Here is a 22,945-nt window from a genome sequence, read left to right as displayed (position 1 = left end):
TTTTGTGGAAAAAACGGTAAAACTGTGGAAAAAGCAATCATAATTTTTGCCTTCTGTGGATAACCTGCTATAATATTATATGTAAGTAATTAGCAGTCGAACCAAACGAGTGCTAATTACAAATTTATAACCTATCAAAGGGGTGTTTGCATATGGCATATTTTGATAACGATTTTGACGATTTATTTAACGAACTAAACAATTCATTCTTTAACAATACTAACGACAACGATGGTGCTATTCCTATTCACTACTCCAGTAGTATGAATATTTCTCCACAAGATTTGAATCAAGGTGGACAAGTGAGCCAAAAACAAGGTCAAAAGCCAATTGGTGTTGATCTGGTTGAACAAGCTAAGAAGAATAAGTACGATCCTGTAATTGGGCGTGACGAACAAATTCAAGAAGTAATTGAAATTTTAAGTCGGCGCAAGAAGAATAATCCTGTGTTAATTGGACCTGCCGGGGTTGGTAAAACAGCTATTGTAGAAGGCTTGGCACAAAAGATTGCTGCAGGTGATGTTCCTGATAAAATGAAGGACAAGCATATTATCGCAATTAATATTAATGATATGGTTGCCGGATCAAGCTTGCGTGGCAGTTTTGAAGAGCGCCTTAAGAAAGTGATTGACGAAGCAAAAAAGAATCCGAATATTATCTTGTTCATTGATGAATTGCATAATATAGTTGGAGCCGGTTCTACTGATTCTGAGAATAATAACGGTGATGCCGCTAATATTTTGAAACCAGCTTTAGCTAGTGGTGATTTAAACTTAATTGGTGCAACGACTACAAGTGAGTATCGCAGAATTGAAAATGATGCGGCACTCGCACGTCGGTTCCAACCAGTACAAGTTCCGGAACCATCAGCAGACGTTACCGTTAAAATCTTGGAAGGATTAAAGGATAAATATGAGTCTTTCCATCACGTAAAATATAATGACAGTGCTTTGAAACTCGCAGTTGAATTGTCACAACGTTATATTCAGGGACGTTATTTACCTGACAAGGCCATTGACTTAATGGATGAGGCAGGTGCTAAAAAGGGTCTTGATACAATTCCCAGCGATGAAGCAACTTTAAAGAAACGGATTAAAAAGCTTGAAAGTGAGAAAGAAGCAGCTGTCAAAAAAGAAGATTATAGTAGAGCAAACGAGTTGAAAAAACAAGTCGAAGACTTGCGTGATAAGGCTAATCACGTGGATGACGCTGCCACTCCACATGTTACTGATGAAGATATCTACGCTTTAATCGAAGCTAAGACTAAGATTCCAATGAGTGAATTACATGCAAGTGCAGGACAAAAGAACCTTGACTTGGCTGAGAAATTAAAGAAAGTAGTTATTGATCAGGATAATGCTGTTGACGTCATTACAGATGCGATTGCCCGTAAACAAGTTTTCAAAGACAATGATCGTCCCACTGGTACGTTCTTGCTAACTGGACCTACTGGTGTAGGTAAGACGGAATTAGCTAAACAATTAGCTATTCAGCTATTTGGTGGTGAAAATCATCTTATTAGACTGGATATGTCTGAATATCAAGATCAGATGGCAGTTAATAAATTGATCGGTTCGGCACCGGGCTATGTTGGTTATGGTGAAGGCGGCCAATTAACTGAAAAAGTTCGTCATCAACCATACAGTTTGATTTTGTTTGATGAAATTGAAAAAGCTAATCCACAAGTATTCAATGCCTTGCTTCAGATCATGGACGATGGGCGCTTAACTGATGCTCAGGGCAGAACAGTTTCCTTTAAGGACACAATTTTAATCATGACTTCTAATGCAGGCTACTCTGACCAATTGTTAAAAGACGGCAAAGTTGATCATGATAAGCTGATTAAAGCTCTTGAGGCCTACTTCAGACCAGAATTTTTGAATAGACTTGATGCTGTTGTTCCGTTTAATTCATTGACCAAAGATGATATGAATAAGATTATTGATATCTACTTGAATAAAATGGCACATGTTTTGGCTAAAAAAGGTGTCAAGGCTGAAGTCTCTGATGAAGTTAAAGCCTACTTAGCAGACAAGGGCTATGATAAGAAATTTGGTGCAAGACCTTTGCGTAGAGTCGTTGAGCAAGATTTGGAAACGCCAATTGCCAAGTTATTAATGAAAAAGCCTGACACTAAGACAGTTAAGTTTACAGCAGATGATAAACATGTTTACCTAAATGATGCCGCAATTTTGGACATTTCGGCAAAAACTGATACTGAAACTAAAGATAGTGCAAAGCAAGACTAATTTTAAAAATGAGAGTCATCCTATGAAAGTGATGTAAACCCTGAAATTAAGATAAATTGGGGAGTCATATCACAAAGGGATGGCTCTTTTTTTAAATATATTCGTTTCACGTGAAACTAGATGCACATACAAAATTTTGCTTTTGTTTTATTATTAGAAGTTCAAATTATTTTATTGGGGAATAGAGCAGTTTAACTATTGACAATAAAAAGAAATTAGTTTAAATTAGTTAACAATTAAATTAATATTAAAAGCTAAAGAGAAATTTTTAGCTTATGTAGTTTTTTATAGGGGACAGTTCAAATGAAACAACGAGTAGAAGACCTAGATTGGAAAAATCTGGGATTTAAGTATCGAGATCTGCCTTATCGCTATGAGGCAAAATATAAAGATGGTGAATGGCAGGAAGGGAAACTGACTGAAGATTCAACCATGACATTTTCTGAAGGTGCAGAAGTCCTGCACTATGGTCAGGAAATTTTTGAGGGCTTAAAGGCCTATCGTAGAAAAGACGGTAAAATCAACCTGTTTAGACCTGATCAAAATGCACACCGCTTTACCCTTTCAGCAAAGCGGTTAGCCATGCCGCCTTTTCCTGAAGATAGGTTTGTTGATGCAGTAAAACAAGTTGTTAAAGCTAACGAAGAGTTTGTACCACCGTACGACAGTGGTGCGACCCTGTATTTACGGCCACTTATGGTGGGAACAACTAAAGTTTTAGGCGTCGAAGCAGCCAGCGAATATACTTTCCGCATTTTTGCGGTTCCAGTTGGTGCATATATTAAAGGATTGAACCCTGCAGATTACATTGTTAGTGAATACGACCGTGCCGCATATGCTGGTACTGGTCAAGCAAAGACATCAGGCAACTATGCCAGCAGCTTGCTTCCGTCCGTTGAAGCACACAAGAACGGCTTTGCCGATTGTCTTTACTTGGATCCACGCGAACATAAATATATTGATGAATTTGGTGGTGCTAACTTCTACGGCATTACCCAAGAAGGTCAATTTGTCACACCAAAATCACAATCGATTTTGGTTTCTATTACTAAGCGCTCACTTTTAGAAGTCGCTAAGTGGCAAGGCCTAAACCCAGTTGAACGTCAAATCACTTTGGAAGAAGCGTTCAACATGAAAGAAGCTGGTGCGATGGGTACAGCTGCTGTAATTTCCCCCGTAGGTTCAATTACATACAAGGGTGAAAAGCACGTTATCTACAGTGAAACGGAAACTGGCCCGGTAACGACTAAGCTTTATAATGAATTAGTTGATATTCAGTACGGTAATAAAAAGGGCCCAGAGGGCTGGGTCCAAACAGTAGAATAAGTTTAAATATCGGGAACATAAGAGTCTGGGAAAAAATTATCTCTTCCCAAACCAACAAAAAAGCATTGAGTTTTGATATGACTCCTAAATTTGGGGGTCATATCATTTTACGACTCAGTGCTTTTTTCATATACATTCTGCTCGGTATTGATATTATTTATTTACCAAACTCAAATAGGTCAGAGACCAATCGTCATGTATCAAACTTATACCACAGGTCAGACTGCTTTAGTATCCAATTTAGACTTTGTTATTCACCAGGATCTTTTAATCTGTCGAAATAATTTTTAGATTCTTAAAGAAGCCTTCGGTACCAATATCAACAAAAAGGCCGACACTACCTTGGGCTTTTGAACCATGTTTAAGGCTTGAGACCTTTAAAATAGGGTTGCTGTTGTTATTTAAGTAAAACTTTCCAGTTTCATCTTTTATTTCTGCTTTGATAGTGATCCATTGATTGAGCCCGATATCTGCTGAATTTTCATATTTAGTAATCTTATTATCGCGAAAGTATTTAAAAGTATAATGTGGATACGAAAAGTATTGAACAGCATGGCGCCTTCTTATTGGATCTTTTGTATGACCATTTGTGGGTCTGATATAGAAAGATTCAAAAGCCGAATTATCTTCATTAATTCGAAAAGCAATTCCAATAAAGCCACGTGCATAGTCTGGAGCATCAGGCAATAGTCGACTTAAAACTTGCACCTCTATGATACCATTATGAAAATTACAATTAGCTAATTTAGTAAATGTATTTTCATCAGGCTTTGCGAGTTTTTTAGCTTTTATCACACGAAGAATGGGCTCTTCCTTTAGGTCAACTGTATTAGCTTGCGTATTAACATTGATAAACTCGCTATGATTAAAATTCAATTTTTCCTCCCAGTATTAAAAACTATTATTGAACAAATATCTAAAATAAAGATAATATATATAATTTAATTTGCAATAACGCAAAGACTTTGTTTCAGCAATTTGCGAAAACTTTTATCGGCTGGTAACGATTTATCCGCAAACCAACCTGTTCCGACATTGACAATATCTCCTATTGCCAAATCCCTGATACATCTGCTTGCTAATAGTTGCTTTTTAGGGTCAGTGAACTTTGTTGCTATCATTTGATTAAAAATAGATTTTAGATCATTAAAAGCTGCAGTAGTTTCAGGATACATATTAGTCCGCGGCATTTTTAAAACAAATTGTGTTAAATGAAAATGGTTAAGAGCTATTTGGCGAAACTCCATTGCAAAATCAATAATTGCTGTCATGCCGGCTTTACCAAATAAGTTTCGTCGCAGCTGATCAATCATTAAACTAATTATCCGTGCAACTATAGCATAATTTAGCGCTAACTGATTAGGAAAGTAGTTATATAAAGCCTGTGATTGAGTACCAAGTTCTCTGGCAATGGTCGCAAAATTATTTCCTTTTTTGTTTTCAATTAATTTAATACTGGTTTTTATAATTAATTCTTTAGATAAAATTTGACGTGACATACTAAACTTCCTATTTGATTGACTTTTACAACTTGTAAATTATAATTACATATTGTAACTATAACACAAGATATGGTAAAAATTAAGAGGTCAAGCATTATGAAAATTTTTTTATTAGGATTAATAGGGTTAGTAATAGGAACCTTTGTTATTCTTTTTGGTGGCGGCGGCGCAGCCATCTACCTGGCAATTTTGACCGGTTTGTTTGGCTTAAATGCGGCAACAGCTTCTTCAACTTCACTAGTGACTGCTTTACCTTCATTAATAATCGGGGCAATTAGTTATTACCGCCAAAGACAAATTAATACTAGAGTGGGTAATCAAATGTTACTCACGGCAATTCCAGCTGTAATAATCGGGGCACTGGTCTCAAAATATATTCCCGCTAAAATTTATAAGTGGCTAATAGGAATTGTCTTAGTAGTGCTTGGCATTAACATGTTATTTAAGAAAAAAGCGCAAACCGCAGAAACAGTTAAGAAAACGCAGTTTGCCAGAATGGAAGCTGGAATTTATGGTATTTTGGGTGGCTTAATGGTTGGCGTAGCCGGTATGAGCGGTGGTGCTGTTATTATCGGTGGCTTATTTTTGTTAGGATTAAAAGATTTTCAAGCTACTGCAACTTCAACTTACGTTTTAGTTTTTATGACTATTACGGGCGCAATCTTTCATATTGCAGACGGCCGGGTAGATTGGACTGCTGGCTTGCCCTTGATGATTGGTGCCATATTAGGTGCAATAATTGCACCCAGACTGGCCCAGATTTTAGCCCAAACTAAAATTACTCGTTACATGAAACCCACAATTGGCATTTTGCTTATATTATTAGGGGCTAAGTCATTGCTTTAGCTATTATTACGTAAAATTTTTAAAAGCACTAGTATTCAACTAATACTGGTGCTTTTTAAATTATTTTATTTTGCTGTATGTTTTTAGTTGTTTGAGCAGCTCGAAAGGCTATGGGAACAACAATATTGTCAACTTCACGGCTATGCAAAATTAATTTAATTAAGTTATCGACTGCTAATCGTGCAATTTCTTTAACAGGTTGGACTATTGAAGAAAGACTGGGTGCAATGCTTGGCATCATTTGAAAACCATCATACCCAATTAATTGTAATTCTTCAGGAATTTTAACCGAATAATTTTGGAGTTTAAAAAGTAACTGATAAGCTGTTTCATCATTAACAGTAAATATGCCATCGATGTTATCAAGATGGTTAATGACTTTGTCCAATAATAAAGGTGCTTCAGGGTCAGTTTCACTGCATTCAAAAACCTGGTAAGGTACATTTTGCTCTTTTGCTATTTTAAGAAACCCTTTTTTACGATTTAAGGATCCATTGGGATAGTTAGCATAGGTGCCAACAAAAGCAATTTTTTTGGCACCCCGTCTGATTAATTCATTTGCAGCAATTTCACCGCCATGATAATTATCGGAAGTAATAGTCGCTACTGTTGGAGTCGTAGAAGTATCAAAGAAACGGTCAATACTGATAAATGGAATGTTGGTGGATAGATAAGGATCAATATCGTTATAAGTAATGCCGATTATGCCATCAACTTTGTTTTCTTGTGCCATTTGTAAAAACTTTTTTTCGCTCGCGGGATCGCTTTGGTTATTTGAAAGTAACATACCATATCCACGATTTTGTAATTCCGCTTCAACATAATAAGCAAACTCTGCATAAAAGGGATGCCAAACAAACGGTACACTGAGTGCAATCATTTTTATTGAGTCAGATTTTAATGCTTGAGCTAGGCGGTTCGGCTGATATCCTAAGTCTGCCATTGCCTTGTGAACTTTATCAAAGGTAATCTTTGAAAAACCACCCTTATGGTTAAGAACACGGGAAACAGTGGCAATAGATACTTGTGCTTTAGCTGCTACGTCTTTGATACTAGGTTGTTGAGACATTCTGATCACGCTTTTCTTAATTACTACTTACATTATACATCATAGATAACGTTTACTTATTTTTGATTATATTTTTCTTGAAAAGTCTTTAAATAAGTTTTATTATTTAAGTAAACGTTTACTGATAACGTTTGCAGAAAAAGAGAGGGAGAAAAATATTGTGAAGCAAACAAAGAAATTAAACACATATCATTTATGGAAAAATCGGATAAGTTATGGTGTTTCAGATTTTGCTTGTAACTTGGTGTGGAACGTATTGACGTTATATATGATGTTTTTTTATACCGATGTAGCTGGCATTGCAAGTGCAGCAATTGGAACAATGATTATGGTAACTCGAATATTTGATAGTTTTGCAGATATGTTTACTGGAGTAATTATTGATAAAACACATTCACGTTGGGGTAAAAGCTTACCCTATATCTTTTTTGGCGCATTTCCGTTAGCTGCTTTTGGTATATTATTATTTTGTGTACCAAATATATCGATGACAGGCAAATTAATTTACGCTTATGTCACATACTTAGGCATTTCCATTTGTTATGGCTTAGTAAATATTCCAATATCGTCAATCTTACCTAATCTGACTAAGGATCCAGTTGAAAGAACTAATATGTCAACGGTCAGAATGGTTTTTTCGTTTTTAGGTGCAACTTTTGTTAGCGTTGCAACGCTACCCTTAGTTAAGCTTTTCGGTGGTGGCAATCAACAAAAAGGTTTTGTTTTAGTAATGAGCCTATATTGTGTCGTAGCAATTTTTATATTGTATGTACCTTTTCACAACTTACACGAAATCGATGATCCTAAGAGCGTTAAAAGTTCTGTTAAACTAAGTGAAAGTTTCAAGGCATTGTTTAAAAATAAGCCATGGTTAGTTTTTGCTTTTAGTACACTATTTATGTGGGCATCGAATTTCTTTGTACAGGGTTCGTTAGTTTATTATTTTACTTATGTTGTTGGCAGTGCAGCGCAAGCTGCAATAGTTGCAGGATTAATAAATTTTGTCCCAATGATTGGAACAATCATAACACCGTTTTTAGTTAAACATTTAATTAAGCGTAATGTCTTTATTTTAGGAAGTGGTATAGCTGCATTAGGTTTGATAATAATGTTACTGGGACACAAAGGTTTGCTTTATATATATTTAGGCTCAATCTTATATGCATTTGGCCATGGCATTCGGCAAAACATGTACTTTTCAATGCAAGCCGATCCAGTTGATTATAGTCGGTGGCAATCTGGGCTCAATTTGTCTGGCCTAATCTCAGCCATTAATGGCTTCATTGGTAAGTTGGCAATGGCTATTACTTCAGCAGTTACCGGCTTTTTACTAAGTTGGGGCCAATATGTGCCGCATCATGTTCAATCTGGTAAAGCAATCTTTGCTATTAAGGCTAACTTTATTTTGTTACCGATAGCTATGATTGTATTATCAATTGTAGTAATGTACTTTTATAATCTTGATAAAATTTATAACCAAATAAAAATGACTAATAAGGAGAATTAAAATGAACATTTCTGATTTAACTCGAATTAACTTAAATGAAGAAAATCGGACAATATCACCTGAAAATTTAACGGGCGCTAAGGGTAAAGCCGCTATGAGTGCCAGTGACTTGGGACCCAGCCGCAAAGGCAATGGTTCCATTAAATTACCTCAAGGAAAAACTGTAACCATAGCTGATATTCATTCTGCAGGAGAAATCAGGCATATTTGGATGACAATTGCTGATGCAACTCCAGCTGGTAGTTTTGTACTGCGGGATGTAGTTTTGAGAATGTATTGGGACGGAGCAGACAAACCTGCAGTTGAAGTTCCTATTGGCGATTTTTTCTGTAATGGCTTTGGCGAACGATGTGATATTAATTCTGCTTTAATTACTGTTAATCCAACAGGGGGTTTTAACAGTTACTTTCCAATGCCTTTTAGAAAATCCGCTAAAATCACAATCACAAACGAACATCCTGGTGATATTGACGGTTTCTTTTATGGTATTGACTATGTTATCAAAGATGTGCCCGAAGATGCCGCATACTTTCACGCTGCTTGGAATAGACAAGAATATACTCAAAAACAAAATGATTTTGTAATTTTACCTTCTATAAAAGGTCCTGGACATTTTGTAGGAGTCTATTTTGAAGTCTGCGCCTTACAACGTTATTGGTGGGGTGAAGGAGAATTCAAATTTTATATTGATGGCGATACCAATTACCCAACAGTTACTTCTACAGGTACTGAAGATTATTTTGGTGGAGCGTGGGCGTTTCATCAAAAAGACAAAAACGGTATGACTTACGCCCAAACTTTTCAAAGACCTTTTATGGGATATCCATTTATGTCAAAGGTCGATCATACTCGGGATGAATTTAATAATGGTGAGTTAATGCCATTACATGCCTTTGGCAATGATGCTTTGCCAATGCATGGGTTATATCGCTTTCACTTATTGGACCCAATTCGGTTTAAACACGATTTAAAAGTAACTGTCCAGCAAATTGGCAATAATGATATTCAATTGTTTGAGCGTTCAGATGATGTTGCTGCAGTTGCCTATTGGTACTCAACAGAAAAAGCAAGTGATTTACCAGCTATTGCTCCTCAACCGGAAAGGGTGCCGCGCTAGGTATTTATAAATGACAAATTAAAAACGTGATTCTGCTACGAAAACAGAACCACGTTTTTTCGAGCGCAGAGAACTGTCAAAATTCCAGGTTCCTTGATTGTACTCTGCATCTATTTGAGAACGCCGTGTTTTATAAAAAGTACACAATTTTACTGTATTTAATGATTTTCATGTTAGATGGTCTATCTTTAGCTACAATAAAATAGTTATTTAAAAAGCCTTTCCAGCTTTTTAAAAATATACATTAAACTTTTAGCAGAATGGTAAAATATTTATATAATTGAAAAGTAATTTAGTATAACTTTTTGTAATAGCAGGACCTAATTAATTGGTATTTTATATTGAATACTTTTCAGTGGATAATAAAATAAGGCAATTTGGTTATCTAAATAAAAATTAAAGCCCGCCAATTATATCAAAGAAAAGAGATCAGAATGAGCATTATCAAAAATCATTTTTTTGCAGGTGAAAGAATTCTTTTTGGACTAAAAGATGCACAGCTGGAAGGAATCACTTTTGGAGAGGGTGAGTCACCACTAAAGGAAGCCAGCAAAATTAGCATTAAAGACTCTGTTTTTAAGTGGAAATATCCGTTGTGGTATGACAATGACATCACTGTCACTAATACTGTTTTTGAAACTATGGCTCGTAGCGGTATTTGGTATACCAAAAATATTGCAATTAAAAATTCAGCTTTGCAGGCACCCAAATTATTTAGAAGAGCAGAAAAAATAAATTTAGACCATGTTCATTTTGCGAATGCTGAAGAAACAATGTGGACATGTAAGGACATTCGCATTACCAATAGTCAAATTAACGGTGACTATTTTGGCAAAGATAGTCAAAATATTTATCTTGACCACGTCAGTGTGGTTGGCAACTATGTTTTTGATGGTGCCCAAAATGTTGAAGTACATCATTCTACTTTTGTCTCTAAAGATGCCTTTTGGAACTGTGAAAATGTTACTGTGTATGATTCGCTAATAGATGGTGAATATTTGGCCTGGAATGGCCACAATATTAAGTTCATTAATTGTCAGATTGAAAGTGATCAAGGACTTAATTACATTGACCATTTGGAATTAAAAAATACCAATTTAATTCACACGGACTTAGCTTTTGAATATGTTTCTGATATTGACGCTACGGTTCCAAGTAAGATTGACAGTGTCAAGAATCCAATTTCCGGTAGAATTGCTGCTCCTGCAATTGGTAAATTGATTCTAGATCCACAAAAAATTAATCCCGCTAAAACGGAAATTATCTGTGCTAAAATTGATGAGAAGATTGATCATTCAGATGAAAATCAGAAACCAGGGGATTAAATATAATGAATAAATATGATTTTGTTAATGCACCGGATAGAAGTACGACAGACTCAGTCAAGTGGCATGTTAAAAAGGGCGACTTACCAATGTCAATTGCCGACATGGACTTTAAAACTGCACCGGAAATTATTGCTGCAATGAAAGAAAAAATTAGTCTCGGTGTTTTTGGCTATGAGTGGCCTGAAAATGATTATTTTAATGCTGTAGTAGATTGGTATGAAAAAGAGCACGGTCATCGGCCAGAGCAGGAATGGCTAATTTTTACTACGGGTGTAGTACCAGCAATTTCTGCAGTTGTGCGGCGAATCTCTCACATTGGTGACAATGTTTTAGTGCAAGCACCAGTTTACAATGTTTTTTATAATTCAATTGAAAATAACGGTCGACACGTTTTAAGTAATGACCTGCAATTTGATGGTTCAAATTATAAGATCAATTGGGAAGACTTGGAACAAAAATTAGCATTACCTCTGACGACACTAATGATTTTTTGTAATCCGCATAATCCTGTAGGAAAGGTATGGACTCAAGCAGAAGTTCAAAAAATTGCTGATTTATGCTTTAAACATCATGTGGTACTTTTGTCTGATGAAATTCATGGTGATCTGATACGCAAAGGGCCAGATTATACTCCTGCCTTTTCAGTAAATGGTCCTGCACGTGACAACGTCATTTCCTTGGTTTCGCCAAGTAAGACCTTTAACGTTGCAGCTTTACATGCAGCAACTGCTATCGTACCGAATAATAACTTGCGTGCTATGGTTAATCGCGGTCTTAATAGTGATGAGGTGGCTGAACCAAATTTGCTCGCCATTCCGGGAACAATTGCTGCGTATGAACATGGTCATGATTGGCTGCAAGCATTGATTAAGCAGCTAAACGTTAATTTTAGATATGCTCAAGAGTTTATCAGCAATAATCTTCCCCAAATAAAAGTGGTCTCAGGCAAGGCAACATATTTAATTTGGCTTGATGTTGAACGGATTAGTACAGATTCACAAAAATTAGCAGATTACTTAGAAAGGAAAACAGGTCTGGTTTTATCACCGGGGAGTATTTATCGCGGTAACGGTCACAACTTTTTACGCATGAACCTTGCTTGCCCGTTAACAATGGTTAAAGATGGCTTAGAAAGGTTAAAGACAGGACTGACAGAATATTCTGCTTAAATTTGTTAAAAGGACGACTATGGCAATTAGCATAGTCGTTTTTTGATTAGAAAGTAATAAAAAAAGCTAACTAGTGTTATAAACCGAAATTAATGTTTCATGTGAAACTCAAAAACAAAAAGGTAATAAATATGGCAGATTATATATTTGAGTCAGTGTTATTTCCCGGGAAATGTTGCCAAAACCAATATTAATTAAATTAGAATTTAAGTAAGCGGCTTTGATGTCATTGCATTAAGTCACAGTTAATAGCACGTAAGGTCAATTCCCTTGATGATGTTAGTGGAAAGCTTCTTCGGAATATTCAAACGAGAAAAGTTTTTTGGCTTTGAGAAGCAGTTTAAAAATTTCACTGAACTAGAAGATGCAATCAGAGACTACATTGAGTATTACAATCAGAAAAGAATAGAAATCAAACTAAAAGGACTAACTCCAATTGAATATCAGAAGTTAGTCCTCAATTAGTAATTAATAAAGTGTCCCAATTTTAGGGTTCACATCACAAATTTACTATGACTCTTAATTTATATAATTAATTTGCTAAATATACAAATATTTAATTGATTATTTATATATTGTTTGTTGAAACAACCGTTTTATTTGCCGTTTTTAAGTTGTAAAAAATTAATTTTTAGATTTATTTTTTTGAAAGTGCTGAGCAAGTTGAATGGCAGTGGTGATGTAGTCAAGAATAGTTGAGACTGCTAATATGATGCCTTTGAAATTAACCGAGTCTTCAAAAATTAGCGGTAGCTGAGCACCCATTGCAATAAACAAAACTATGATCAAAAGTTTACCTGGAGAAATTTTGCCATTACTACTTGTGAACTTATCTAATAAAGTTTGAATCTTTTTTGTTGTTTGTGGTGATAGCTGCATTTTCTGAGCAAGAATTTTTAAAAAGGTTCTGTTTTTAAAGACAGAGACTAATTGTTCATTTGCTTCTGTGGATAATTGTTTTAGTTGTTCTGCAATATGTTTATTATGCTTAGCGCAAATCTGCAATAAATTTTGAATTTGTTGTAGTCCAGATAAATTCCATGAATAATTATTTGAATTAATTCTTTCCCATAATTGTGGTATCTGTGCAATTCTTTGATTGAATTGACTAAATAATTTCTGTGACGTTTTTGTTGGCAACATAATTTTTGGCCATTTTACTAACTTGTTTTTAATATGCATAAAATATACTTCCTTTTCCTAATTATAGCAAGGATTAAAATTATACAAACTTGATATGCTTAAATTAAAAATTACTCTTTTCATGTGAAACATTATTACGAGTGACTTGATGATTGAGACAGGGTTCATTATTTAAAAGAATTATTGCATAAATGATGATGTTGGATAAATTAATAAAAGTAATTGACCGCAAACTCACTTTTTATAATGAAGTTACCAAAAAGCATAACATGGATGAGCGTAAAAATAGCCGGAAGAAATATTAGCTGGCAAAGAAAAAGCGCAATAATGACACTAAAGGTAAATTATTGCACCTGATTTATATTACTTTAAATAAAGCTAAATTTTTATTGAAACGGAAATACTTTTTAATCGTAATTATTTGCTTTGGATGGTAATAACATAAGAATGATGAACCAAATGTCGCCAATGATTGGCACTATCATGATTAAAATCCACCAAGCAGAATGATTACTGTCATGTAAACGGCGAAAGCGCAAAGATAACATTGCAATCCAGACAACAAAGGATATGATGAGAGAGCTCGTCTTGATGCTCCAATCGCCCCAATTATAAATATCATTAATTGAATGACCTAATAGGCTCTCAACCAAATTCATCAAAACAAAAGCCAATATCCAATTTATAATCACCGGCCACCAATATTCTGAACGATTAGCAGTGCCGGAAAAATTTAAAATATTCTGCCAGAACTTTTTATATGATTTAATCATTAAATATTTCCTCCTACTTTTACCTAATAAATTCATCATAGTGCATTGCAAGAGAATGGGCAAAGATAAAGGCTTTATATGAATTAATAAGCAATATTTTTGTTTTATTATTATAAAAGCGGTATCTTGAACTTGAATTTATTGAAGGGAGAAAGTACAAATGGACAATAATTTATCAGATCCGTTAAAGCGTTATCATCATGATGATTTTCCTAAGCAATCACAGGAATATCCTGGACTGCAAAGTAAAATGGATCCAGCGCCTGCTGGCGACATGGCCGACTATGAAGGACATGGATTGTTAAAGGGTCGCAATGCCCTTGTCACAGGTGGTGACTCCGGTATTGGCCGCGCTGTAGCGATTGGCTTTGCCAAAGAAGGAGCAGATGTAGCCATTCAGTATTTGCCAGAAGAAGAGTCAGATGCTAAAGACACAGCTGAATTGATTAAAAAGGCTGGACGTAAAGCAGTTTTGCTGCCAGCTGATTTCCGTAAACGTGGCGAAGCAGCAAAAGTTGTTGAAAAAGCTGTCAAAGAATTGGGCAGTTTAGAATTATTGGTAATGAACGCAGCTATCCAACAAAATGTTGATGGCATAGAGAATTTGTCGATGGATCAAGTGCATGATACTTTTGAAGTTAATATCATTTCAATGTTTGAGATGGCTAAGGCTGCAGTACCGCATATGAAGCCGGGCAGCGTAATTCTGACCTCGACTTCTTTAGAAGGCTTCAGTCCATCACCAATATTGCTTGATTATGCAGCTACCAAAGCAGCAATTGTCAGCTTTTCTATTAATTTGGCTCAAAGTCTTGCTCCTAAAGGAATTAGAGTTAATAGTGTTGCACCTGGTCCTGTTTGGACACCTCTGCAAGTTTGTGGTGGTCAGCCAACCGATGCTCTTGCTACATTTGGTCAGCAAGTACTGTTGAAACGCGCAGGACAACCTGATGAAATAGCTCATGTTTATATTTTCTTGGCTTCAAACTTGGCAAGTTATGTGACAGGCCAAGTATATGGTGCCACAGGTGGACCAGCTATTAATTAAGGAATAATAAATAAAATTTAATTTCCGTTTTTACTTTCATGTAAGTAAAAGCGGATTTTTTATGCAAAATTTGCTTTTTGGATAGGGCTTCAGTATATTAAATAATTAATTAGTATTTAATATCCAAAGAATAGAGGTGAAGAAATGAATAAAAGTATTTTTCAAAAAATAGCACTACTGTCGCAAAAAAATGCCAGGATTATTGCAGATGAGTGGCATTACGACGGACAATATGCTTTTTATGATATGAAAAATGATCAAGAAGATTATGATGAAATAATTTCTCCCCAGTTACGTAAAAATAATTACTTTCAGGTTTTGGATACAAACGGCAACTTAGTCGCTTTCTTTTGTCTTGACCCAGATAAGAAGAAAAAAGAACAAGTTGAAGTTGGCTTGGGACTAGCTCCTAATCTAACTGGTCGTGGTTTGGGCAGCGAATTTATGTCAGTCATTGAAAATTTTGTCAAAGATAACTATGACTATAAAGTAATTGTTTTATCCGTTGCTGACTTTAATTTGCGTGCGATTAAAGTCTATCAAACGGCAGGTTATGTCCAAACAGGTACAGAAAATGTGCATTCAAATGGCGGCATCTATAAATTCAATATTATGTCAAAGAAGATTTGAGTTTAGCTTTATAGATATTTTATAAAAAATTGAAGGGGAAAATATGGATAAAACATGGCAAAAAATGTATGACGCAGCGAAAAAAGTGCAAGGGTTCAATGCAATTGGTCCTCATATGGAAGCTGGTGGAGTCGCTGCTGCTGTTCTAGCTGAATCAGGAAAAATTTATACTGGGGTTTGTGTTGATACAGCTTGTGGGTTAGGTGTCTGCGCGGAACGCAGTGCGCTTTTTAACATGATTACAGATGGTGAAACTAAAATTAGCAGAGTTTTAGCATTAATGGCAGATGGTAAAAATGGTGCTCCTTGTGGTGCTTGTCGCGAATTTATTGTTCAATTAATGGAAAAAGATTATCAACAAGTTGAAATTATGCTGGATTATGAAAAGGACAAAGTCGCTACAATGGGCGAATTAACCCCAGAATGGTGGCTATAATGGACAAAGAAGTAAAACTATTTTGGCAGGATTTTTGCCTTAAGCATAATTTGCCTGCCGGCACTAAAGTTGACGCTTGGTCTTTTGGTTATAGTGAAAAAGATGCAGATGAATTGGCTGAGTTAGTTAAGAGAGGCATAAAAACTGCCACAACTTCAGAATATGTACCAGGTGATGAAGATATATCTAAAGTTGGCGATTGGAACATAATTCTCGATAGTCAAGGTAAACCCGTCTGTGTTGTCCAAGACAAAGTTGTAGAAATTATTCCGTATAATCAAATTTCCGCAGAGCATGCTTATCATGAAGGAGAAGGAGATCGCAGTTATCAATATTGGCGCACAGTTCATGATCAATTCTTTGAAGAAGAATTTAAAGCTAATGGGCAAAAATTTTATCCTCAAGCGCCAATGGTTTGTGAAACTTTTGCAAAGATTGATTAATCTGACCGTTGCAAAATGAAAAAAATATGATATAGTTAAAATAATTTAGAGAAAGAGGTTATTGCCAAAATGGAGAATTAATTTCTGGTTTTATTAGTAAGCAAAAAGTTTGATAACCAAAGCTTTTGTCATGCTTTTTTGCCGATAATCAGAAATTAGTTTTGTTCTCTTTTGTGGTGATTTTTTAGTTTCACTAGCTTTTTGTGCACTGCTAATCAAATTATGGGCAATTTGGTTATCAGTGCTTTTTCTTTAGCAAAAAGCAGGTGTTAACATGGAATATATTAAAATAACGAATCTGAAAGTAGAATATCAAGGTGAGGTTTTATTTCAAGCTCCACATTTAAATGTTCAAGACCGACAAATAGTTGGTTTGATAGGTGATAATGGTGTAGGTAAAACTACGTTAGTCAACATTATTGCTGAAAAGCCTACAGTTTTTGAGGTAGAGGGGCAAGTTAAAAGAAATTGCCATACTATTTTAGTACCACAAATTTTAAATAACAGTGAGCAAAGTGGTGGAGAAAAGGAAAAGGCAGCTATTGTTCGAGCATTACTTCAGATAAATCAAACTCAGAATTCTCTGCTAATTTTGGATGAGCCGACATCTAATTTAGATATTGAGCAACAAAGATGGCTAATTAAAGCCTTAGACAGTTTAAAACAACCAATTCTGTTAATTAGTCATGATCAGGCTTTTTTAAGTAAGCTTGTCAATGTTATCTGGCAGATCAAGGACCAGCAAGTTTATGAATTTAAAGGTACTTATGACGAATACCAGCAATTTCTTAGAGCACAAGAAAAAAGGCAGAACACTGAGTATTTTCAAAAACAAGTTGAGATTAAAAGACTAAGAAAAGATCAAAGGGAGTACGAAATTAGGGCTAAAAAGTCTACTAAGAAAAAGAAAAGTATTTCTTGGTCCGATTGGAAAGTAAAAGATAGCAGCGGTTTAGAAAAAAGCCTTTTTCGTAAAAGTACTTTACTGAAAAGGCGTATAGCTAAATCAGAAACGACGTTGGAAAAGCCGCCAGTTCATCAGCCAATCACTTTAGGCAATATTGAAAATATGAACCTGGAGTTGTCACAGAAAAGCAGCATAGTCAGATTCGAAACTCAAAGTGTTACTCTACATAAAAAGCAATTATTTAGTATAACTAAAGAGTTGAAGATTAAAGGAAAAGAAAAAATAGCGTTAACTGGAAAAAATGGTGCTGGGAAATCAGTTTTTTTAGCAAAATTATTTCACAAAAAACTGGCTGTCTGGCTTAATCCACAGCTAAAAATGGGCTATTTCAAACAAAATATGGCGCAGGAAACTGAAGAAACAGCTACAGTAAAAGAGGTAATATATAAAAACAGCATTTTTAATAAAACCACTACAATGCAGCTTTTAGGTGACTTGCATTTGCAAAGATCTTTGGATAATCGCGTTAGTGCTTTGAGTGGAGGACAGCTTGTTTGTTTTAAATTGGCAAAAGTGCTTTTAGGTGAACATAACTTACTGATCCTTGATGAGCCGGACAATTTTTTAGATATTTCATCTATTAATGCTTTAGCAGAATTTTTAAGAAACTATCCGTTTGCTGTTATTGTAGTTTCTCACGATCAGAACCTGTTAAAAAACTTAAACTTTACTTCTTGGAAAATAAAAAATCACAAGTTAATAACTCCTAGTGATTTCTCCAGTAAAGAAAATGCTAAGACTGCTAATCAAATCAGTTTATTACAATTTAAATTAGACCAACTGATTTCCGATCCTAATGCTTCATTTAATGACATTGAAAATATTTCCCGGGAAATAAATAAAATTTCAAAAAAGAACTAGGTTTTATTAATTGGGACAACAGTAGCAAAAATTATGGATGGCTTGTTTTACTTTAAGTATTTTACTGTAAAGCAAATTAAGGGGTCAATATTAAAAACAAATGGCACACGCAAATTGCTAATAACTATTATAATGTTAATAACTAATAGTATAAGTTTGATTAAGGAGGAAAAATGACTAAACCAGTTATTGGCATAGCAGGATCTGAAATGATTGATTCTGCTGGAATGTTTCCAGGATACAGACGTAGTTATGTTAATGAGGATTATGTGGATTCTGTTGTTAAAAATGGCGGAATTCCCTTTATAATTCCTTTTACTGAAGATGATGAAGTTATTAAAAACCAGATGGCTCATGTGCAAGGATTGATTTTATCTGGTGGACATGATGTTGATCCGCACTTATATGGTGAAGAATTAATGCCTAAAATTGGTCCCATTTGGCCTCAGAGAGATCACTTTGACATGCTTTTATTAAAAATTGCTGAAGAATCTAATAAACCCGTTCTGGGAGTTTGCCGCGGGGCACAGATTATTAATGTAGCACATGGCGGCAGTCTCTACCAGGATATTAGTTATCGCTCAGAGCAAACTCTAAAACACGAACAAGGTCATACACCTGATTTGCCTACTCACAAAGTAACAATTAAGGAAAACAGCTTATTAGCTAAAACATTGGGTAAGACTGAATGCATGGTTAATTCTTTTCACCATCAATTAATTAAAGACATAGCGCCAGATTTGCTTGAAGTTGCAGATGCAAGCGATGGCGTCCCGGAAGGGCTTGAAAATAAACAGGGTACTGTTTTGGCGATTCAATGGCACCCAGAAATGCTACATAACAATCCTAATACTAAGTATATGAATAATTTATTTAAATTTGTGGTTGAAAATGCCAAGTAGGGAGTAAATATGACTCAAAACAAAAATGCAGGAGACAAACTTGGCTTTTGGTCGATTGTTCTTTTAGCTATTAACTCAATTATTGGTTCCGGTATCTTTTTAACACCTGGTAGTGTAGTTAGTCAGGCAGGGAGTAAAGCTTTAATTGTCTACTTCATTGCTGCAATTTTTGCCTCAGTCTTAGCCATTTCATTTTCAGCAGCCGCTAAATATGTCACCAAGTCTGGTGCTTCTTATGCTTACTCTAAAGCTGCTTTTGGTGATAACGTTGGTTTTTACGTTGGCATTTTGCGTTACTTTTCTGCCAGTGTTGCCTGGGGAGTGATGGCTGTTGGTGTTATCAAATCAACTATTTCTATTTTTGGTGGCAATCCCGATAAATTTTTAAATGTTACTATTGGCTTTATGATATTAATGATAGTAGTTACTGTAATTAACTTATTTGGACAAAAGTTTGTGAAATTTGTTATGAACATGGCTACTGCAGGTAAATTAGCTGCATTAATTTTAATTATTGTGGCGGGTGTTGTTTTACTTATTAAAACTGGAGCTACACATAGCTTGTCATCTGTTGACCAAATAACACAAAACGGACAAAGAATAGTACCAACTTTAACTACTACAGGACTTGTGATGGCTGTTGTTTCAGCGTTCTATGCTTTTACAGGTTTTGAATCTGTTGCTTCTGGTTCAGAAGATATGCAAGAGCCAGAAAAAAACTTACCAAAGGCTATTCCGCTAGCAATTTTAGTTATCGCCGCTATTTATATTGGGGTAGTGGCAGTAGCGATGGTGCTGGATCCTAAGGCGCTGATGACGACTAAACAAGTGGTAGCAGTCAGTGCTATTTTTAAAAATGAAGTATTGCGGGATGTAATTTTAGTTGGTGCGCTTATTTCTATGCTAGGAATTAACGTTGCCTCTAGTTTTAATGCTCCACGTATTTTGGAAGCAATGGCTCGTGAACATCAACTACCAGGTACTTTAACCGAAAGAACTAAAAATAACTTTCCTATTAAAACATTTTTTATTTCTGAAGCATTAGCAATTTTAGTACCTTTGGCTTTTCAATATAACATGACTAACTTGATTACATTGAGTGCTATGGTCAGATTTTTAGGCTTTATCATTGTTCCGCTGGCAGTAATTTGCTTTTACTATGGTAAGAATAAACAACCAATTTTACCAGCTCCTAAGAATGTTTTAACTGATATATTTGTACCAATATTGTCAATAATTTTAGTAATCTTTTTGCTGGTTAAATATAACTGGCAAGCACAATTTGGTATTATTGAGAATGGTAAAGTCGTTGGTGTTAACTGGTATGCAATTTTCATGATGATCTTTGGGTTCATCATTTTACCACTATTTATGTTTTGGTTCTCTAGAAAAGAAAGAAGCAAGCAGCAGTAGTTTGCCAGGATAAATTAACATATATAAAAAAAGTTGGCCGTGAAAAAATCACGTCAACTCTTTTTATATTTAGTTATTTCTAGTGCTTTCTTACCTTAAAATAGTGGATCAAGCTATAGCAGAACAAAATAATCATGCCAGCTCCAGCCATTGTCATATCGGCACGAGGTGAACCGTTGCCTAAATTGCTGCCTAACCAGTCTATGATTGTCGGTGAAGCGGCACAACCTACATTTACAAGCACTAAAGTAATCGTCGTAGCAAAGTTGACCGAATTTCGCGGAGCTGCTTCATCTAGCCAGTTAAAAATATAAGGAACTGACAGACCAAACCCAGTGCCTAAGACAATAACAGCAATAACCAATACTGGTAGATTAGAAGCGTAAGCAAGTGCCAACAGTCCAACGACTTGCAGCAACAAACCTATTGGTAAAATTAAATCTTGCAGTTTCTTTTTCAAATAGCCATAACACATTCCGACAGGTATCCCAACTAGAGTTGCTACACTTGAAACAAAAGCAATTTGACTGACGTTGGCAATTTTTTGCGTAGTGGCTAATTGTGGTAATTTAAAAGTCATTGGCATAAAGAAGACATACATGAAGAACATGATAAGAGAGATTTCCACGACGCTGCCGTTGATCTTGTTTTCCTCTTTAACTGGTGAATTTTCTGTACCAGTTTCGTTACTTTTTTCATTTGGTAATGACACTACTAAGCCGAATAATAGCATGACTGGCAGTGCTACTAAGTAGATTGCAAAAGTTGCATGCCAACCTAGAACGGCTAAGAGACCAACACAAAATGAAAATACAGCAGCACCTACACTACCCATTGAGTTTTGAAAACCAAGCATGGTTGATAGTTCGTTGCCCTGATAGAATTTGGACAGCAGACTAACAGCTAATGAATTAAAGAGACCAATCCCGGCTCCTAAAAGAAAACGGGAAATTAAAATTGGTGTATAACTTGCTGCGTACATTGGGTATGTGCCTGCCAGTAAAGCAATTGCTAAACCAGTAATAACCGTTGGCTTGGTTCCGATCAGTTTTATTAAAAAGGGACTTATAATCAGACCTACAACAATTCCAATATTAGGAATTGTGCTTAATGTTTCTACGGCAGTCCGTGAAACTTGCGGAAATGATGAGTACATCAACGGCAGTACTGAAGAAATTTGTGGTGCTATCATTAGCATTAATGATATTGATAATAAAGCACATTTGAATAATCCAGATTTTGGATTAAATTTTTTCATATTAATTGCCTCTTTTTTATTTAATACTAGTTTTAATAATATATTACTCTCTTTTTACAGTTAAAATAACGCTTTCAGTAGCTTTGATCTGGCGCTGAGGAACTTTTTCTGATTTGCATACTAGTTTGGCCATAATAATAAACCATTGCTCTATTTAAAGAGCGGATACCACTAAAGCCGTTTTTCATTGCTATTGCTGTGAGAGTCATAGCAGTATGACATAAGTCTTGATATGCTTTTTGTGCCCGAAAGTTCTTAAGATATTTACCGATAGTAGTTCCCATATTTTGATGAAAAATTCGTTGCAGATATTGCCGTGATAAGTGGCAGCTGTCCGCAATGTTTTGGGGTGTAATTGGCTCTTGGTAATGATTTTGAATATAATCTAGAGCATGGCGCAAATGTTCGGTAATAATTAAGTTACGTGATATTTGCCCCTTATTATCTCGTTGTTTTAAAAAGTATTTGAGTAGAATTTTTAAAACCTGATAGCTAAAGATAGTTAAGTCTAGATTTTTAAAAGCTTTAGCTGGTGCAGATTTTATTGCAATAATTTTACTCAATAAAGTTTGTAAATAATGATATTGCTCTGCCTGCTCTAAGCTTAATTTTTCAAAAGGCTGCACTTCAAATTGATAATGATCCATTTCAGGAAACATTTGTAATACTAGGGAATAAGGAAAAAGCAAGGTTAAAGCTAGATCGTTTTTAGCATTGTTAAGATTGCGCACGCTATGAACAACTTGGGTATTAATTATTAAAATCTCGCCAGGATGCGTTTCATGATCTACCCCGCCAATAATAAAATGGTCAATTTTCCTTCTTAGTGTAAAACTCAGTTCAATACTTTGATGCCAGTGAGGAGGTACTTCTGAGGAGCCCGGGTATTGATGAACCTTAATAAAAACAGGAAGTTCATCTAATTGCACTAACTCATGCTTATCAAGTGCCATGATAT

The 22,945-nt window shown here is 35.3% G+C and carries 22 protein-coding genes; 15 read left to right on the top strand and 7 right to left on the bottom strand.

Features of this window, described 5'->3' with window-relative positions:
- Positions 1-152: 152 nt before the first annotated feature.
- Together Q0R51_RS02765 and Q0R51_RS02760 are read left to right on the top strand one after the other, a co-directional pair.
- A complete protein-coding gene (locus Q0R51_RS02765) occupies positions 153-2,249 on the top strand; it encodes an ATP-dependent Clp protease ATP-binding subunit (RefSeq protein ID WP_294756516.1) in 2,097 nt (698 codons plus the stop codon).
- A 303-nt stretch (positions 2,250-2,552) separates the two neighbouring features.
- A complete protein-coding gene (locus Q0R51_RS02760; protein ID WP_294756515.1) occupies positions 2,553-3,575 on the top strand; it encodes a branched-chain amino acid aminotransferase in 1,023 nt (340 codons plus the stop codon).
- Between the two features lie 267 nt (positions 3,576-3,842).
- Here Q0R51_RS02760 and Q0R51_RS02755 read toward each other — a convergent pair whose 3' ends face one another.
- Positions 3,843-4,451: a hypothetical protein gene (locus Q0R51_RS02755; RefSeq protein ID WP_294756513.1), complete on the bottom strand. Its 609-nt coding sequence runs from the start codon at positions 4,449-4,451 to the stop codon at positions 3,843-3,845.
- Positions 4,452-4,516: 65 nt separating this feature from the next.
- A complete protein-coding gene (locus tag Q0R51_RS02750; RefSeq protein ID WP_294756511.1) occupies positions 4,517-5,074 on the bottom strand; it encodes a TetR/AcrR family transcriptional regulator in 558 nt (185 codons plus the stop codon).
- Between the two features lie 99 nt (positions 5,075-5,173).
- Between Q0R51_RS02750 and Q0R51_RS02745 the strand changes: the two genes are divergently transcribed.
- Positions 5,174-5,923 carry a sulfite exporter TauE/SafE family protein gene (locus Q0R51_RS02745; protein WP_294756509.1) on the top strand — a complete coding sequence of 250 codons (750 nt, stop codon included), beginning with the start codon at positions 5,174-5,176 and terminating at the stop codon, positions 5,921-5,923.
- Positions 5,924-5,978: 55 nt separating this feature from the next.
- Here Q0R51_RS02745 and Q0R51_RS02740 read toward each other — a convergent pair whose 3' ends face one another.
- Complete coding sequence (locus Q0R51_RS02740; RefSeq protein WP_122026665.1) at positions 5,979-6,992, bottom strand: LacI family DNA-binding transcriptional regulator; 1,014 nt, start codon at positions 6,990-6,992, stop codon at positions 5,979-5,981.
- Between the two features lie 160 nt (positions 6,993-7,152).
- On the opposite strand from Q0R51_RS02740, the gene Q0R51_RS02735 reads away from it, so the two are divergent.
- The 5 genes from Q0R51_RS02735 to Q0R51_RS02715 all read left to right on the top strand — a co-directional run bounded on the left by Q0R51_RS02735 (position 7,153) and on the right by Q0R51_RS02715 (position 12,578).
- Positions 7,153-8,499: a glycoside-pentoside-hexuronide (GPH):cation symporter gene (locus tag Q0R51_RS02735; protein ID WP_158593832.1), complete on the top strand. Its 1,347-nt coding sequence runs from the start codon at positions 7,153-7,155 to the stop codon at positions 8,497-8,499.
- Between the two features lies 1 nt (position 8,500).
- A complete protein-coding gene (locus Q0R51_RS02730) occupies positions 8,501-9,616 on the top strand; it encodes a glycoside hydrolase family 172 protein (protein ID WP_294756507.1) in 1,116 nt (371 codons plus the stop codon).
- A gap of 434 nt (positions 9,617-10,050) precedes the next feature.
- Positions 10,051-10,941, top strand: coding sequence for a DUF3737 family protein (locus Q0R51_RS02725; protein WP_294756506.1), 891 nt, complete (start codon positions 10,051-10,053; stop codon positions 10,939-10,941).
- A gap of 5 nt (positions 10,942-10,946) precedes the next feature.
- Positions 10,947-12,113: a MalY/PatB family protein gene (locus Q0R51_RS02720; RefSeq protein ID WP_294756505.1), complete on the top strand. Its 1,167-nt coding sequence runs from the start codon at positions 10,947-10,949 to the stop codon at positions 12,111-12,113.
- A 273-nt stretch (positions 12,114-12,386) separates the two neighbouring features.
- A complete protein-coding gene (locus Q0R51_RS02715; protein WP_294756504.1) occupies positions 12,387-12,578 on the top strand; it encodes an IS3 family transposase in 192 nt (63 codons plus the stop codon).
- 159 nt (positions 12,579-12,737) lie between these two features.
- Here the strand turns inward: Q0R51_RS02715 and Q0R51_RS02710 are convergent, their stop codons facing one another.
- Positions 12,738-13,295, bottom strand: a complete 558-nt coding sequence (locus Q0R51_RS02710; RefSeq protein ID WP_294756501.1) for a hypothetical protein — start codon at positions 13,293-13,295, stop codon at positions 12,738-12,740.
- 368 nt (positions 13,296-13,663) lie between these two features.
- Positions 13,664-14,029 (bottom strand): DUF805 domain-containing protein, encoded by a 366-nt coding sequence (locus Q0R51_RS02705; RefSeq protein ID WP_198202936.1) that lies wholly within the window; start codon positions 14,027-14,029, stop codon positions 13,664-13,666.
- Between the two features lie 160 nt (positions 14,030-14,189).
- On the opposite strand from Q0R51_RS02705, the gene Q0R51_RS02700 reads away from it, so the two are divergent.
- The 7 genes from Q0R51_RS02700 (at position 14,190) to Q0R51_RS02670 (ending at position 20,729) form a co-directional block, all read left to right on the top strand.
- Positions 14,190-15,077: an SDR family oxidoreductase gene (locus Q0R51_RS02700; RefSeq protein ID WP_046325694.1), complete on the top strand. Its 888-nt coding sequence runs from the start codon at positions 14,190-14,192 to the stop codon at positions 15,075-15,077.
- A gap of 144 nt (positions 15,078-15,221) precedes the next feature.
- A complete protein-coding gene (locus Q0R51_RS02695) occupies positions 15,222-15,707 on the top strand; it encodes a GNAT family N-acetyltransferase (protein ID WP_294756498.1) in 486 nt (161 codons plus the stop codon).
- Positions 15,708-15,750: 43 nt separating this feature from the next.
- Positions 15,751-16,143 carry a cytidine deaminase gene (locus Q0R51_RS02690; protein WP_046325692.1) on the top strand — a complete coding sequence of 131 codons (393 nt, stop codon included), beginning with the start codon at positions 15,751-15,753 and terminating at the stop codon, positions 16,141-16,143.
- Positions 16,143-16,586, top strand: coding sequence for an ASCH domain-containing protein (locus Q0R51_RS02685; RefSeq protein WP_294756497.1), 444 nt, complete (start codon positions 16,143-16,145; stop codon positions 16,584-16,586). Before Q0R51_RS02690 ends, Q0R51_RS02685 begins: the two co-directional genes overlap by 1 nt.
- A 274-nt stretch (positions 16,587-16,860) precedes the next feature.
- Positions 16,861-18,414, top strand: a complete 1,554-nt coding sequence (locus Q0R51_RS02680; RefSeq protein WP_294756496.1) for an ATP-binding cassette domain-containing protein — start codon at positions 16,861-16,863, stop codon at positions 18,412-18,414.
- Between the two features lie 173 nt (positions 18,415-18,587).
- A complete protein-coding gene (locus Q0R51_RS02675) occupies positions 18,588-19,316 on the top strand; it encodes a gamma-glutamyl-gamma-aminobutyrate hydrolase family protein (RefSeq protein WP_294756495.1) in 729 nt (242 codons plus the stop codon).
- Positions 19,317-19,325: 9 nt separating this feature from the next.
- On the top strand, positions 19,326-20,729 hold the full coding sequence (locus Q0R51_RS02670; RefSeq protein WP_122026651.1) for an APC family permease: 1,404 nt from the start codon (positions 19,326-19,328) through the stop codon (positions 20,727-20,729).
- 79 nt (positions 20,730-20,808) lie between these two features.
- On the opposite strand, the gene Q0R51_RS02665 is transcribed toward Q0R51_RS02670, so the two are convergent.
- Complete coding sequence (locus tag Q0R51_RS02665) at positions 20,809-21,987, bottom strand: MFS transporter (protein WP_294756494.1); 1,179 nt, start codon at positions 21,985-21,987, stop codon at positions 20,809-20,811.
- A gap of 74 nt (positions 21,988-22,061) precedes the next feature.
- The gene (locus Q0R51_RS02660; protein ID WP_294756493.1) at positions 22,062-22,940 is read right to left on the bottom strand and encodes an AraC family transcriptional regulator; all 879 of its coding nucleotides are present in this window, start codon (positions 22,938-22,940) and stop codon (positions 22,062-22,064) included.
- Positions 22,941-22,945 lie beyond the last annotated feature (5 nt).

Source organism: uncultured Lactobacillus sp. (assembly GCF_946477725.1).
GTDB lineage: Bacteria > Bacillota > Bacilli > Lactobacillales > Lactobacillaceae > Lactobacillus.
Note: the sequence above shows the minus strand (reverse complement) of the source record. Positions and strands in the feature narration are given on the sequence as shown.

What these genes read in the sequence shown, in the direction of transcription:
- Q0R51_RS02765 (WP_294756516.1), top strand. Translation starts at nt 153, where the DNA reads ATGGCATATTTTGATAACGATTTTGACGATTTATTTAACGAACTAAAC.
- Q0R51_RS02760 (WP_294756515.1), top strand. Translation starts at nt 2,553, where the DNA reads ATGAAACAACGAGTAGAAGACCTAGATTGGAAAAATCTGGGATTTAAG.
- Q0R51_RS02750 (WP_294756511.1), bottom strand. Translation starts at nt 5,074, where the DNA reads ATGTCACGTCAAATTTTATCTAAAGAATTAATTATAAAAACCAGTATT.
- Q0R51_RS02745 (WP_294756509.1), top strand. Translation starts at nt 5,174, where the DNA reads ATGAAAATTTTTTTATTAGGATTAATAGGGTTAGTAATAGGAACCTTT.
- Q0R51_RS02740 (WP_122026665.1), bottom strand. Translation starts at nt 6,992, where the DNA reads ATGTCTCAACAACCTAGTATCAAAGACGTAGCAGCTAAAGCACAAGTA.
- Q0R51_RS02730 (WP_294756507.1), top strand. Translation starts at nt 8,501, where the DNA reads ATGAACATTTCTGATTTAACTCGAATTAACTTAAATGAAGAAAATCGG.
- Q0R51_RS02725 (WP_294756506.1), top strand. Translation starts at nt 10,051, where the DNA reads ATGAGCATTATCAAAAATCATTTTTTTGCAGGTGAAAGAATTCTTTTT.
- Q0R51_RS02720 (WP_294756505.1), top strand. Translation starts at nt 10,947, where the DNA reads ATGAATAAATATGATTTTGTTAATGCACCGGATAGAAGTACGACAGAC.
- Q0R51_RS02715 (WP_294756504.1), top strand. Translation starts at nt 12,387, where the DNA reads ATGATGTTAGTGGAAAGCTTCTTCGGAATATTCAAACGAGAAAAGTTT.
- Q0R51_RS02710 (WP_294756501.1), bottom strand. Translation starts at nt 13,295, where the DNA reads ATGCATATTAAAAACAAGTTAGTAAAATGGCCAAAAATTATGTTGCCA.
- Q0R51_RS02705 (WP_198202936.1), bottom strand. Translation starts at nt 14,029, where the DNA reads ATGATTAAATCATATAAAAAGTTCTGGCAGAATATTTTAAATTTTTCC.
- Q0R51_RS02700 (WP_046325694.1), top strand. Translation starts at nt 14,190, where the DNA reads ATGGACAATAATTTATCAGATCCGTTAAAGCGTTATCATCATGATGAT.
- Q0R51_RS02695 (WP_294756498.1), top strand. Translation starts at nt 15,222, where the DNA reads ATGAATAAAAGTATTTTTCAAAAAATAGCACTACTGTCGCAAAAAAAT.
- Q0R51_RS02690 (WP_046325692.1), top strand. Translation starts at nt 15,751, where the DNA reads ATGGATAAAACATGGCAAAAAATGTATGACGCAGCGAAAAAAGTGCAA.
- Q0R51_RS02685 (WP_294756497.1), top strand. Translation starts at nt 16,143, where the DNA reads ATGGACAAAGAAGTAAAACTATTTTGGCAGGATTTTTGCCTTAAGCAT.
- Q0R51_RS02680 (WP_294756496.1), top strand. Translation starts at nt 16,861, where the DNA reads ATGGAATATATTAAAATAACGAATCTGAAAGTAGAATATCAAGGTGAG.
- Q0R51_RS02675 (WP_294756495.1), top strand. Translation starts at nt 18,588, where the DNA reads ATGACTAAACCAGTTATTGGCATAGCAGGATCTGAAATGATTGATTCT.
- Q0R51_RS02670 (WP_122026651.1), top strand. Translation starts at nt 19,326, where the DNA reads ATGACTCAAAACAAAAATGCAGGAGACAAACTTGGCTTTTGGTCGATT.
- Q0R51_RS02665 (WP_294756494.1), bottom strand. Translation starts at nt 21,987, where the DNA reads ATGAAAAAATTTAATCCAAAATCTGGATTATTCAAATGTGCTTTATTA.
- Q0R51_RS02660 (WP_294756493.1), bottom strand. Translation starts at nt 22,940, where the DNA reads ATGGCACTTGATAAGCATGAGTTAGTGCAATTAGATGAACTTCCTGTT.